15 protein-coding genes are annotated in these 13574 nt (G+C 43.6%); 5 read left to right on the top strand and 10 right to left on the bottom strand.

The window, feature by feature from the left end:
• Window positions 1–14: 14 nt before the first annotated feature.
• On the top strand, window positions 15–1595 hold the full coding sequence (locus G632_RS0111400) for a glucose-6-phosphate isomerase (protein ID WP_022769327.1): 1581 nt from the start codon (window positions 15–17) through the stop codon (window positions 1593–1595).
• Window positions 1596–1669: 74 nt separating this feature from the next.
• Here G632_RS0111400 and G632_RS0111395 read toward each other — a convergent pair whose 3' ends face one another.
• The 3 genes from G632_RS0111395 to G632_RS0111385 are packed head-to-tail and all read right to left on the bottom strand — an operon-like array spanning window position 1670 to window position 3788.
• Complete coding sequence (locus tag G632_RS0111395; RefSeq protein WP_022769326.1) at window positions 1670–2365, bottom strand: 5'-methylthioadenosine/adenosylhomocysteine nucleosidase; 696 nt, start codon at window positions 2363–2365, stop codon at window positions 1670–1672.
• Window positions 2366–2377: 12 nt separating this feature from the next.
• On the bottom strand, window positions 2378–2902 hold the full coding sequence (locus tag G632_RS19830) for an S-ribosylhomocysteine lyase (RefSeq protein WP_022769324.1): 525 nt from the start codon (window positions 2900–2902) through the stop codon (window positions 2378–2380).
• A 16-nt stretch (window positions 2903–2918) separates the two neighbouring features.
• On the bottom strand, window positions 2919–3788 hold the full coding sequence (locus tag G632_RS0111385; protein WP_022769323.1) for a MurR/RpiR family transcriptional regulator: 870 nt from the start codon (window positions 3786–3788) through the stop codon (window positions 2919–2921).
• 210 nt (window positions 3789–3998) lie between these two features.
• Here G632_RS0111385 and G632_RS0111380 point away from each other — a divergent pair, with 210 nt between their 5' ends.
• The 4 genes from G632_RS0111380 (at window position 3999) to G632_RS19820 (ending at window position 5933) form a co-directional block, all read left to right on the top strand.
• Window positions 3999–4541, top strand: a complete 543-nt coding sequence (locus tag G632_RS0111380) for an NADH peroxidase (protein ID WP_026512544.1) — start codon at window positions 3999–4001, stop codon at window positions 4539–4541.
• A gap of 231 nt (window positions 4542–4772) precedes the next feature.
• A complete protein-coding gene (locus G632_RS21280) occupies window positions 4773–5303 on the top strand; it encodes a hypothetical protein (protein WP_022769320.1) in 531 nt (176 codons plus the stop codon).
• A gap of 3 nt (window positions 5304–5306) precedes the next feature.
• On the top strand, window positions 5307–5498 hold the full coding sequence (locus G632_RS0111370) for a helix-turn-helix transcriptional regulator (RefSeq protein WP_022769319.1): 192 nt from the start codon (window positions 5307–5309) through the stop codon (window positions 5496–5498).
• Window positions 5499–5558: 60 nt separating this feature from the next.
• Complete coding sequence (locus G632_RS19820; protein ID WP_022769318.1) at window positions 5559–5933, top strand: LysM peptidoglycan-binding domain-containing protein; 375 nt, start codon at window positions 5559–5561, stop codon at window positions 5931–5933.
• Here the strand turns inward: G632_RS19820 and G632_RS19815 are convergent.
• The 7 genes from G632_RS19815 to G632_RS0111330 all read right to left on the bottom strand — a co-directional run bounded on the left by G632_RS19815 (window position 5926) and on the right by G632_RS0111330 (window position 13574).
• On the bottom strand, window positions 5926–7914 hold the full coding sequence (locus G632_RS19815) for a methyltransferase (RefSeq protein WP_022769316.1): 1989 nt from the start codon (window positions 7912–7914) through the stop codon (window positions 5926–5928). The genes G632_RS19820 and G632_RS19815 overlap by 8 nt on opposite strands.
• 102 nt (window positions 7915–8016) lie before the next feature.
• Complete coding sequence (locus G632_RS0111355) at window positions 8017–9867, bottom strand: carboxylesterase/lipase family protein (RefSeq protein ID WP_022769315.1); 1851 nt, start codon at window positions 9865–9867, stop codon at window positions 8017–8019.
• Window positions 9868–9884: 17 nt separating this feature from the next.
• Window positions 9885–10697, bottom strand: a complete 813-nt coding sequence (locus G632_RS19810) for a nitroreductase family protein (RefSeq protein WP_022769314.1) — start codon at window positions 10695–10697, stop codon at window positions 9885–9887.
• 93 nt (window positions 10698–10790) lie between these two features.
• Window positions 10791–11543, bottom strand: coding sequence for a peroxide stress protein YaaA (yaaA, locus tag G632_RS0111345; RefSeq protein WP_022769313.1), 753 nt, complete (start codon window positions 11541–11543; stop codon window positions 10791–10793).
• Window positions 11540–11995 carry a thioredoxin-dependent thiol peroxidase gene (gene bcp, locus G632_RS0111340; protein ID WP_022769311.1) on the bottom strand — a complete coding sequence of 152 codons (456 nt, stop codon included), beginning with the start codon at window positions 11993–11995 and terminating at the stop codon, window positions 11540–11542. The genes yaaA and bcp overlap by 4 nt, the downstream gene beginning before the upstream one ends.
• A gap of 29 nt (window positions 11996–12024) precedes the next feature.
• On the bottom strand, window positions 12025–12645 hold the full coding sequence (locus tag G632_RS0111335; RefSeq protein ID WP_022769310.1) for a hypothetical protein: 621 nt from the start codon (window positions 12643–12645) through the stop codon (window positions 12025–12027).
• The gene (locus G632_RS0111330; protein ID WP_022769309.1) at window positions 12642–13574 is read right to left on the bottom strand and encodes a sugar kinase; all 933 of its coding nucleotides are present in this window, start codon (window positions 13572–13574) and stop codon (window positions 12642–12644) included. The genes G632_RS0111335 and G632_RS0111330 overlap by 4 nt, the downstream gene beginning before the upstream one ends.

The following is a 13574-nucleotide window of genomic DNA, read 5'->3' as shown; positions in this document are numbered from 1 at the left end:
CGGAGGCTTTGATAATGATCAATTGGAACAATCTTGATACCCTTAATTCCTTTAAGGAACTCTCTAATGTTTCTAAGGTTAACCTTCAGGAGGTTATGTCAGGCGAGAGCGGAGCTGAGCGAGTTAAGAACTACTCAGTACCTATGGCAGCCGGCCTTTCTTACAACTACGCAGCAAAAGAGGTTAACGACGACATCCTCGCAGCTCTTAAGAAGCTCGCTGAGGAAGCTCAGCTTGCTGAGAAGTTTGAGGCTCTCTACAACGGAGAGGTTATCAACACAGGTGAGAAGCGCCTTGTTCTTCACCAGCTCACAAGAGGCCAGCTTGGCGATAAGGTAGTTGCTGACGGCGTAGATAAGAGAGAATTCTATGTTAAGGAGCAGAACAGAATCGCTGAATTTGCAAAGAAGGTTCACTCAGGCGAGATCGTAAATGAGAAGGGCGAGAAGTTCACAACAGTTGTTCAGATCGGTATCGGCGGATCAGACCTTGGTCCAAGAGCTATGTACCTTGCTCTTGAGAACTGGGCTCACAGAACAGGGAACTTTAAGATGGAAGCCAAGTTCATCAGCAACGTTGACCCCGACGATGCATCAGCCGTACTTAATCAGATAGATGCAGCTCATTCAATCTTCATTCTTGTATCCAAGTCAGGTACAACACTTGAGACACTCACCAATGAGTCTTTTGTTGTAAATGCTCTTAAGAACGCAGGTCTTGATGCTTCCAAGCACATGATCGCAGTTACATCAGAGACATCACCTCTTGCAAAGAGCGACAACTACCTTGAAGCTTTCTTCATGGATGACTTCATCGGCGGACGTTATTCTTCAACATCAGGCGTTGGCGGAGCAGTTCTTTCTCTTGCATTCGGTCCTGAAGTATTTGCTCAGTTCCTCGACGGCGCAGCTGAGGAAGATAAGCTCGCAGCAGGAAAAGACCTTATGACAAACCCTGCAATGCTCGATGCCCTCATCGGTGTATTTGAGAGAAACGTTCTCGGATACGAGAGCACAGCAGTTCTTCCTTACTCACAGGGACTTAGCCGTTTCCCTGCACACCTCCAGCAGCTTGATATGGAGTCAAACGGAAAGAGCGTTAACCGCTTCGGCGATCCTATAGACTATGTGACAGGACCTGTTATCTTCGGTGAGCCCGGTACAAACGGACAGCACTCCTTCTACCAGCTCCTTCACCAGGGAACAGACATCATTCCTCTTCAGTTCATCGGCTTTAGAAACAGCCAGCTCAGGAACGATGTAGATATCCAGGGCAGCACAAGCCAGCAGAAGCTCTGCGCTAACGTAGCAGCTCAGATCGTAGCGTTTGCCTGCGGCAAGAAGGATGAGAACCTCAACAAGAACTTCAAGGGCGGACGTCCTTCAAGCATCATCATCGGAGATGAGCTTGATCCTAAGTCCCTTGGTGCTCTTCTTTCACACTTCGAGAACAAGGTTATGTTCCAGGGCTTTGTATGGAACATCAACAGCTTCGACCAGGAAGGTGTACAGCTCGGTAAGGTCCTTGCCAAAAAGGTTCTTGCTCACGATACAGACGGAGCACTTGCAGAGTACAGCAAGCTTTTGAACATCTGATAACTTAGGTAAATGAAGACAAAAATTAAGGGAGCTGATTCTCAGCTCCCTTTTTTATATGCTTTTTGTTGTTATTACATGGACTTCATCATTTCCATTACAAGAGCCGCGCAGTCTTTTGCAGCCTTCTTCTCAAACTCCGGATAATCCATTACGTCCGATCCGTCAGCCTTATCTGAGATTGCTCTGATGATAACGAACGGGATCTTGTTGAGATAGCACGCCTGAGCGATTCCGGCGCCTTCCATCTCGCAGCACATTCCGCCGAGATCTTTTATAATGGAGTCCTTGACGTCCTTCTCCGCAATGAACTGATCACCGCTGCATACCCTTCCTTCAAATACTCCAAGGTCAGGTGCTGCTGTCTTTATAGCAGCCTTTGCCTTCTCAATAAGCTCTTTATCTGCAGGGAAAGACAGTACTCCCATCTGAGGGATCTCGCCCTTCTTATATCCGAAAACCGTAGCATCAACATCGTGATAAGCTGCATCGGTTGAAAGTACGATGTCGCCGATATTGATCCTTGCATCTAAAGATCCTGCAACTCCTGTGTTGAGAACGTGGGTTACTCCGAATTCATCCGATAAAATCTGAACGCAGATTCCGGCATTAACCTTGCAGATTCCGCTTCTTACAACGACAACTTCGGTATTTCCGATGGTGCCCTCAAAGAAATCCATTGAGGCTTTGCTGATAGTTCTTTTAACAGTCATAGCGCTCTTAAGAGATTCTACCTCGACCTCCATGGCGCCGATAATACCAATCTTCATGAACTTCTCCTATTATGAATCGAAGAACTGACGTCCGTCATCAGTTACAAGTCTGTCTGTCTTGGGATACTCAAAGATAGCCTGATTATCTGCATTGTCCTCAAGGTACTTAGCAAATCTCTCTGCATGCCATTTAGCAAGCCAGAGGTTGTGCATCAGATAGTTGCCACAGTTCTCCTCATTAGATCCGGGAACTTCTGTTGAATCAGCAACTGACTTAAATGCTCTAAGAAGCAGATCGTGGATCTCCTTTGGAGCACGTCCGCCCTTAAGGATGAGATAAAAACCTGTAAGGCATCCCATAGGACCCCAGTAAATAACTTCATCCTTCCAATCGGGGTCATTTCTAAGATAAGTAGCAATGATATGCTCAAGTGTATGCATGGCTGCTACATCAACTGCAGGTTCTTTATTAGGTCTTGTCACTCTTACGTCGTAAGTTGTTATGACATTATCACCTACCTGATCCTGTCTACTGATGAAGATTCCGGGTATGATCTTGTTGTGATCAACTGAAAAACTAGGTATTAAATCCATATTTCTCTCCTTTTAATTATTCTCTGGCTGTCTTGTGGAATACATCATAGGAGTCTTTTAAATACTCTTTGATATTCTCGTAGTCCCTGTTTGCAATAGCCGTGTAGAGCGTATCTACGATATAGAGCTGAGCAAACCTTGAACTGTTCAGTCCGCTCTTTTTATCAATCTCTGGAGAGGTTGCAAAAAGAACCTGATCGCAGCCGGTGGTCAAAGCATTGTTACCAAGCTTTGTAACTGCTATTGTAGCAGCTTTACGCTCTTTTGCAATATTGTAAAGCTGCATAATTTCAGTATTTTTAGCATTGTCTGCAAAAAAGATTGCCACATCATCAGGTGCTATCTGGGAAACTGTCATGAGGTTCATGTGATGATCCTGATTGAAAACTACATTGTAGTGTATTCTAAGAAGCTTGCAGTAAAGATCGTAGGCAGCTATTCCCGCAGTTCCTACGCCAAATACCTGTATCTGCTTTGCTCCGATGATTGCTTCAACCGCATCATTGAAAGCTTCTGCAGCAAAGAGTCTGTATGTAGTCTGTATGGCCTGAACACTGGTTGCACAGATATTGTCGGCAATTGACTGTAGCGATGTATATTCGTTTATATCCTTGAAGGCAATCTTAGGCGCATTCTCGCCTACCTTTTCAAGGTTTGTGTTAGCCTCAGCGTAATATGCGTTTTTCAGGTCTTTTAGACCATCATACCCTATAGCCTGAGCAAATCTTGTCCAGGCTGCCTGAGTAGTCCCCGACATTTCCGCCAGCTCTTTTATTGGGTGTTTAAAGAGCGCGTCCTTATGTTCCAGAACATAATCTGCCACCAGCTTCTCGGAAGAGGGCAGCTCATCATAACTACTTCTAATTTTTTCACTTACGATATTCATGTGCAGCCTCCATACATAAAATTCTCCCACTTACTAGTATATCGCATTTTTGATAACGAAATGAAATTAATTTTCAAACAATTACGAATCTGTTTCTTAAATATTTATAAAATAAAGAGTATTTTCTGTCTCTTTATGATATTCTGAATTTACGGCAGTTATTTGTGTATTTATACACTTAAGCGCAATGCGCAGGAAAGGAGATTTCTTATTATGAAATGGGTATGTCAGGTATGTGGTTATGTTCATGAAGGCGACACTCCTCCGGAGGCTTGTCCTGTATGTAAGGCACCGGCTGAGAAGTTCACCAAACAGGAAGGCGAAATGGTTTGGGCTGCTGAGCATGTAGTTGGCGTTGCTAAGGGCGTTCCGGAAGACATTATTGAGGATCTTCGTCAGAACTTCAACGCAGAGTGTACTGAAGTTGGTATGTACCTTGCTATGAGCCGCCAGGCATATAGAGAAGGTTATCCCGAGATTGGTGATTATTACGCAAAGGCAGGCTGGGAAGAGGCAGAGCATGCTGCTAAGTTCGCAGAGCTTCTTGGTGAGGTATTAACTGACTCCACAAAGAAGAATCTTCAAATGCGTGTAGATGCTGAGAACGGCGCTACAGCAGGAAAGACAGACCTTGCAAAGAGAGCTAAAGCTCTTGATCTTGATGCGATTCATGACACAGTTCATGAGATGGCAAGAGACGAAGCAAGACATGGAAAAGCTTTCGCAGGTCTCCTTAAGAGATATTTTGGATAATTATTCATTTTTTGCATAAAGCAGATTTTGAGGATTGCCATTTTCCGTGGCAGTCCTCTTTTTTTGTGCCAAATTTTTCCTGATATTTATATGAATTTTGATATTCAGAAAAGATTTTTGTAAAATATACTTGACATTATTCTATTGTGGTTTTAATATATGATTATCAGCTGACAGATAAGTAGTTAACATATAAACATTGTTTCATTCTTTATCAGGAGGAGAAATATAATGAACGCAGTTGCATCATATGGAATGGTATTTGGTTTAATGATTGGTCTTGTTATTGCAGTAATACTTCTTAAGTTTGCAAACAAAGATCACAGGTTTAAGACACAGTACGACGAGAGACAGGAATCCATTAAGGGTCGCGGATACAAGTACAGCTTCTACACTCTGGCTTGCCTGGAAGCAGCTCTCGCAATCCTCGAGGTAGGTGACATCTCATTTGGAATTGAGAGATATCTGGTACATTTTATTGTATTACTCATCTCTTTTGCAGTTCTGTGTGTACACAGCATCTGGAACGGAACCTACTGGGGACTTAACAACAACCGCAAGCGCTATACAGCAATCATAGTTATAGCAATAGCTTTAAACCTCATCCCTGTTATTGCTTCAATCGCAAACGGAACACTTGCAAAAGAAGGCTTTAATTCACTTCCGCTTCTGAATGTGATCGTTCTTATTTGGATGGCAGTGATCGGCATTTGTGCCCTTGTTAAGAAAGCCTTCGATACAAAAGAAAATGAGGAGGACTGATCTATGAAGAATCTAAGACTAAAAGCCGCAAGAGCCGGCAAGGATCTCTCCCAGGATCAGCTCGCCAGCCTCTGCGGAGTATCAAGGCAGACTATCAGCGCTATAGAAAAGGGGGACTACAACCCGACCATCAACCTCTGCATCGCAATATGCAAGGCTTTGGACAAGACTTTGGACGAGCTCTTCTGGGAATAAGTACGGTATATAGGACACCTCTTTTGCGACAATCTAGTCATCGCAAAGGAGGTGTTTTTTATGGATGCAGCATATTTTGCTTACAGAGAGATCAGAATTGAAGAGAACAGAAAGAGACGTCTTCGCATAGTAAGACGCCAGAGGATCATCCTCGGTCTTGTGATAGCACTTGTAGTTTTTAGTTTTGCATTTCTGTGTTCCAAGCTGGTGCTGTCAGCTCATTCCGAGAACGGAAGATTTAAATACTACACAACTATAACCGTTCACAGTGGTGACTCCCTTGGAAGCATTGCAGGGGATTACATCTCCTCAGAATACAAAGACGCAGACTCCTACATAAGAGAAGTCTGCGCAATAAACAGTCTGGGTGAAGACGGCCGTATCAATGCCGGCGAGAGTCTTGTAGTGCCCTACTATTCAGATGAATTTAAGTAATTTGTTTTTCAGCGATGATTATGCAGTTGGAGTCCGGATATTCTGCCGGATTGCCCTTTTCATCAAGGAGTTCCACGAGTTTTCCGAGATTATCAGGATATCCTGGCTCAAGGAGCTCTTCAGCAAATATGATCTTAGCCCCCAGCTCGTTAAAGAACTCTTTATACTCACTTAAGGTAAAGTATCCGAACTGCTCCTGTACCTCGTGGGCGTAGCTCTCAGCACCCCAGGTATAGGTGTAGAGGAACTCTCTGATAAAGTTCACATCTCCGGTTACAGTAAGGGTTTTCTCATCAATAGAGGAAACCTTTTTCTCTTCCGGAATGTCTTTTAGCCCCTTGAAATCATTCATATAGTTTTTAAAGAAATCAAGGCCGGCTTCGGTCTTAAACCTGATGCTTAATGGGTATGAGCCTTTTGTCTTAACTCCGTCTCTTATTATTATCCTTCCGCCCTTATTCAAGCTGTCATAAGCATTTCTAAGCGCTTTTTTGACACTGTCAATCTCAAACCTTCCGCCATCCGTCTCCGTGTAGGAATAGATTTCATGCAGTATTGAGGAAAAGATAATGCTGCCAACCTTGGGGTCCATGGTATCATCGACAAAGTTGTGGACCTGAACTTCCCATTTATGGCCATCACGGTTTTTCTTCTGGTTAAGGGTCTCTATGACATTAGCTGATATGTCTGTTCCGATTACCTTCTTGTCTGGATAGCTCTTTTCCAGCTTATCAAGAAGGATTCCTCCGCCGGATCCAACATCCACAACGCTCTCTCCGACCACGTAGTCGATGATGCTGTCCTTGGTGCTGGAAGTTACATCATTCATGGTCTTAAGATATTTATCCTCGTTGTTGAGCCTGTCAAAGGCATCGCGTCTGAAGCCGAACATGTCATAGAGAACGATTATACTCTTCTCAAAGGTGAGAAGTCCGCTCCTTTCAGCTTCCACGCAGAAGTCTATGAGTTTCTCACAGACAGAAGAGAACTTAAAGTCAACAAAGGCAGAACCATTTTCTATCTTCACATCTATGTCCACGTTCTGGACTGAAGAGTCGAGAATGTATTTCTCTATGATCCTCTTCTTGTAGATGTTTACATGCTTTTTGCCCTCGTAGTCGTAGTAGAGACTATCTGAGAGAGGCTTGAAGTTAAGGTGTCTTACTTCTTTTCCTGATCTGTTTATAGCATCTAAAGTGTTTGAAAGAATTGTTCTTATCTGACCCATGTTGAAATCAGAGAGCGCTGATTCAAAATACCACAGCTCGAATTTCGGGAAGATGTTTTTCTCAAAAAACTTTACATCATTTTCGAAGAATTCTATTTCTCTGGGGCACAGTTTCTGGAGTCTGTACTGGGCAGTAAACTCAGATAAGTCTCCTGCAATGATCCTGTCAATTAAGGACTCCACGCTTTTCTTAATGTTGTTCCAGATATTTTCACTGGCTGCCCTGATTATGCACTCATTAAGAGACATAAGGATAGCTTTCTTCTCATCATCTTTAATATCAATAAGAGGCGCGTTAGCTGATACGGAGATCTCTCCTCTGATACACTGACCAACTATTCCGTGAGTCTTTATGAGAGTATAGATTGTTCCTGCATCTCCGGTAACGTCTTTGTAAATTTCAGCTGAGGCAATATTGTGGATATCCAGTGGATAACCCTTTTCAATCCAGGTTTTCCTCTCCTTGGAAAGACCTCCCTTGGCTACTTCCGACCACTTTAGGGTTGTCTCCACAATTTCTTTTACCCTGCTGCCAAGCTTATCTCTCCCTGCAACTTCGTCGAGAATATCAAGGGTTCTGATGACATACATGAGAGTCTCTCTTCCGGAAAGGCTTCCCATGCTCTCAAGTCTCTCTGCATTTACATAGACATTGTCAGTGCATGTGAGAAAGCGAAGCCATACGTGCTCCTCCAAAACTCCCTGCTTAAGGCTTCCGCCATTCTCAAAGTATTTATCAAAATTACTGCTCATTATATGCTCCTCAAAAAATTATCAGTTCATATCATAGCACAAAAAAAGAAGGAATCAACTTCTGCCCCAGGGCAGCATTCATTGATTCCTTCTAAATGTTTTTTAATTGGATTCTCTTGTTTCCATAAACTCATCTATAACTTCATAGATTGCAAGGTTTGGATCATCTGTCATCTTTATCTGTGCGCCAAGCTCAAGGAGCTGATCCTGGCCGGTTTCTCTCTTCTCCCAAACCGGAAGGATCTCGCCTGATGAAGAACCATCAGGGCCTAAGAGATATCCGTTGGGATCGCCGTTGTAAGCAAAGTTCACCCAGTAGCTCTGCATGATCTCGGACAGCTTATAGTCTTCATCCTTGTAGAGTCCCGGATGTCTCCAGAGATTGCCATAGGCATAGGGAAGCTCACCGGCGTGGTAATTAGAGAGGATATTGTTAGTCTTGGTGAAGTAATATTCATAAGCCGGTCTGTTCTGAGAGACCATGTAATTGTTCCACACATAGTGGGAATAGCTAAACCACATGGCGCTGTACGCCGTATTCAGAGCACCCTTGGCTTCGCCCTTCGCATCAACAATAAATGACTGGTCCCTTGGAGGAAGATCCCAGGGTACAACCTCCGCCATTTCATCGCCGTAGTCCGGCATATCTTCTTCAATTAGGTCCTCATAGTTCTCTCTGGTTGCCTCAGTTCCCAGCAGGAAGGCATCAGCCTCTTTTGCATTAAAACCGTTAAGCAGAGCCTGCTCGTGGTTCGCGCCTCTCTCATAGGTGAGGTAGGGCTGTTCTGTTATTGCATATCCATCAACAGTCATTGATGAATTCTGAGTATGGGTTTTAACCAGCTCGGAAGCTGGGATGTTTCTCAGTTCAGCTGATGATGATACACCAAACTCTTCTCTGACCTCGTCGCCTGTTGCAACAGCATCCTCGTAATATCTGAAGGTGTGGAAAGGCTCTTTTGCCACAATACCACTGGACTCGGCTATCGCATACCTGAAGAGCCCTTCGGTAAGTGGCGATACGCACAGTGCGTTTACTGAAGATGCACCGGCTGATTCTCCGGCGATGGTGATCTTCGTCTTATCACCGCCGAAAGCTTCGATATTGTCATAAACCCACTGAAGAGCTGCTATCTGATCAAGAAGTCCGTAGTTACCGGTAGTTCCATTGGGGGACTCTGCCTTTAAGTCATCGGCTGCATAATAACCGAACACGCCAAGTCTATAAGCAAAGTCAACAAATACAACTCCCTTGGCTGCCAGGTTCTCGCCCCTGTATTCGGAATACGAGGAATGACCTGTGGTAAGGGATCCTCCGTGGACATAGAAGATGACAGGAAGGAGTTCAGCTCTGTCGTCTCCCGGTGTAAAAACATTTAAGTAAAGGCAGTCTTCACTAACTTCCTCTGTGTACTCATCCCCGAACTTCACCTGGTAATCATGCCAGCCAAGGATGTGCGAAAGAGAATCGTAAAAGACCGAGCCTTGAGTCTGCATAGCTCTTGGTCCGAAGTGGTCGAACGCTCTTACGCCATCCCAGCCGTCAGCCTTCTGGGGCTCCTTAAATCTGAGCTCTCCTACAGGGGGCTTGGCATAAGGGATTCCGGCATAAACTCTTGCTGAGTGGTCCTTGTTATAGACACCTGTCAGCTGTCCCTGCTCAATCTCGACTACATCTGTGACATCGGGATTTCTGTTATCTACAGCAGGAACTCTTTTAACAGGGGGCTTTGTCAGAAACAGATTAAGCAAAAGGACTATTACAAATATCAGAAAGGCAAGAAGCGAGTTCTTTTTACTTCCGATCTTTTTGTAAAAGACAATCCGGTAACAAAGCAAGGCTAAGGTTGCGAGAATTCCCACTATCCAGCCGACGATCATGTTCTTAGAAAGTTCAAGGACTGCTATATAAAGCAGTCCTGTCAAAATCACAAAAATATTAAATAAAACCATTACAAGATCCTCATGAATCAAAAGGTATAGGTTGCTACAAAGTCCATTCCCTCAGGAGCAGTAACATCCGGCTTGTCGCATGAAAGCACGGGCTTTCTTCCCTCTGAAAGAAGCTGAGTCTCAAAGTTATAAAGGGCAATACCTATATCTATTTTCTGAAGGTCATAATCAGGAGTAATGTATCCCTTGTCATGAGCCTCGAAGAAGTGAGCCTTGTTATCCTCTATAACAATTCTCCAAGGCTGCTTGTTTACAGCTGAAGGTGCAAGACGAACTGCTTCAAGAGCATCATGAAGTCCCATTCCCATGGAAGCACTCTCGGTTATAGGTGTAGCAAAGCTTCCGTTGTAAAAGAGCTCTTCAAAAGATTTTCTGCTATCGGCCTTAACGCCCTTTCTCATAAGGACTTCCTTAACTGACATCTTAGCCGCTGTAACTCCAAGAGGACTCATGCATGGCATGTATTCTCCGTCCTTAAGGCCTGAAGCTGTCTCAAACTTATCTCTTGGCATTGTTCCGCCGATCCATACTGTACCAAGTCCCAGCTGATGTGCCTTCATAAGAAGCTTCTGGAAAGCGTATCCGTAAGCCTCTTCCATGTGTTCTTCTTTCTTAACTACAGCTGATACATATAACTTCTCGCCGCTGAGCACCGGGCTTGAAAGGTTATTCTCCTTCGCATCAAGGAAAACAAATCTTACATTTACTCCGTAAGGATTTGTGATGCTCTCAGCATACTCTTTTAACTCATTAATAACATCATCAGACGGATAATTGCCGTCAAATGCTCTGACACTGCGCCTTGTCTTTACTTCCTCAAGAAAACTCATGCGTAGACCTCCATTTAATTTTACATTGTGTACAATGCAATTGTATCACACATTCATCAAAACGCAAGTGTTTTTTGAGCCCTAGGGACGGAGTCAGTGGCTCATTTTTCTTTCAAACACAATCTCTGTATCGCTTGAAAGATCATCTCTATATACATATCCAAGTCTGTCAAAAGACCTGATATCTTTCGGATCCTCTATTCCGCGCTCAGCCATGAACCTAACCATCTCGCCTCTGGCCATCTTGGCATAGGTACCCTTAGTTACGAATTTCCCTTTCGCCATTTCTCCGAATGTAACTGTCACATAATGGTCTTCCGCGCACAAGTACTTCTCAATACACTTTGAGTACTCCTTTGAGGCAAGGTTAACTATAACCCCGGACTCATCCCTCACTTCTTCGTACAAGCGAGAACCCCACAGCTCATATAAATCTTTATGTCCGCCAATCTCCGCTTTCGCCTGCATCTCAAGCCTGTACGGTGTTACACCGTCCATGGGCCTTAGTACACCATAAAAACCTGACAGTATCCGCAGATGCTCTTGAACATAGTCAAAAGAGCTATCCTCAAAAACTGCAGGTGCCATGTATTGAAATGCGATTCCTTCATACGCCAGTATTGCAGGCGTCAGCCTTTTGCTAAGATCCATTTCCTTGATACGCCTAAAATTCTGCTCGGCTATCTTGTCATTACAGCCCCACAATTTTTGCAGATCTTCAAAAGACTGCTTCCGTAGCCACTCAAGAATTTCCTGTGTCTGCTCCAGAAACATAGGCAGTCCCTGATACTCAAGCTTATCGGTATCAACATTCATTTTCTTGGCAGGGGAAAGGATTATCCTCATGAAAGTTCTCCCAGCATCTTTTCCGGATCATCAGCTGCTTTGACTTTGTCATTAGCCCTTATGATGATGCCTTCTTCATCGATTAGGTATGTTGTTCTTACTACGCCCATGGATACTTTTCCATAGTTTTTCTTTTCTTTCCAGACATCATAAGCCTCTATCACTTTACGCTCAGGATCAGCTAAAAGCGTAAAAGCAAGGCCATATTTTTCCTCAAATTTCTTGTGAGACGCTACAGTATCTTTACTTACTCCAAGTACAACAGCTCCCTTTTCCGTAAACTGAGGATATCTCTCAGAAAAACCACAGGCCTGCTTGGTGCATCCTGCGGTATTATCCTTAGGATAAAAATAAAGTATTACCTTCTTACCTCTGTAATCTTTAAGTGAATGCATTTCTCCATTCTGATCCGGAAGCTCAAACTCCGGTGCTTTGGTTCCAACCTCTAACATAAGATAACCCTCCTTTTTTGTTTCCTCGTTCATCGATGAATTGACATATAATTTGACCAGCAAAGTTCCAAAAACCTCTTCTTCTGAATATACAACTCTCTGACCTCCTGATCTTCAAACAACAGAAGACATTCCCATTCTGACATAAGTTTTAGGATCCTTTCTCTTTTTTCATAATTTTTATACTCATATATGTCAAGCGGGATATCACTTTTTAACTCCGACAGTACCATTGCCAAAGACAGCTTATTCAGGTCTTTAAATTTCTTTTTCTCACGTTCAATACTCTCTTCGAAAGAGCTTTTATCAAGGTTTCTGATATCGTGTATCTCAGCATATCCATATTTCTGTGGAGAACGCAATAATTCATCATTCCCGTTGTAATCATGGTAAAAGCTTGGCTTAATCGAAGCCTGTTTTATAGCTGTATCCAATACATCAAAAGCTTCCTCTTCAGGGTCAAACCTGTATGCATAGCATATTTCAGAGCAAACAATAATCTCATCACGGAAATTATGCTTTGCACATCTATATCCGATAACAATGCAATTTCCTTTATAATTTGCATAGAATCTGTTTTTTATTTCTACATAGTCCTGTTCTCTTGATTTCAACAAGCCCAGTGACTTAACCAAATTTTCCATACTCATGCTGTAACCAGCCTTCCTCTGCGCTCTGCAACGCCTACTGTTATCTGCATACCGGCGTTGAATTCGATGGCGTCATCAAGAATTCCGTCGGAAAAGACAACTCCCTTTTCGCTCATGTCCGAAGTGAGTATCAGGTTTTCCTTCTCTTTGATCTGTCCGTAAACAATGTCCGCCTGTGTAAAACGGCTTGGATAGGGCTCTCTTACCTGGAAAGTAAGATTTCTGCTGCTCCAGTCATATTCCGGTTCTCTGATCGCTCCCAGGCCAAAGGCCATTGCCATTCCCTTAAACTCAGCCATTACAGATTTATGCCAGCCGGTCATTCCAAAACCTGTTGAAATAATGATACCCGAAGACGACTGATTTTCAATACGATTCCTGTAATTTATGTGATACTTGGCAGATGTATGATTCTCTACGCCCACAAAGAAATCATTTACTGCGTAAAGAACCTGTCCGTCCTTTGATGTGACCTTACCCATTGTAACATCTTTTGCACTGAATTTCTCATCTATTACTCGTGAAAGGATTCTCTCCATATCCCCTGCTTCAAAGGGGAGCAACACCCCGTCCCACCTTTCGGGATCGGGGTTTACTCCTATGAGGGGCTGGCCATCCAGGTACTTCATGACATTTGCCACAAGACCGTCCTGGCCTACGGCGATAACGATATCCTTCTCTCCGAAGATCATGTTGGGAATATACTCCCTGTCGATCTCCTGGAGTCTTGCTACCGGGCGGACATAGCTTCTTACCTGCTCGAGGACTGCATTGTAAATCTTGTCCTCTCTCTCGTAGTCAGTAAAATCGGCACCCAGATGCTCTATGTAAAATCTTGCCTGCTCTACTGTGTTGTAGCGCCTCTTAAGTTCTTCATATCTGGTGCGTCTCTTAATGAGAACTACCTTGTTCATTCCTCTGTCAGCCAT

It is taken from the genome of Butyrivibrio sp. NC2007, from assembly GCF_000421405.1.
Taxonomy (GTDB): Bacteria; Bacillota; Clostridia; order Lachnospirales; family Lachnospiraceae; genus Butyrivibrio.
Note: the sequence above shows the minus strand (reverse complement) of the source record. Positions and strands in the feature narration are given on the sequence as shown.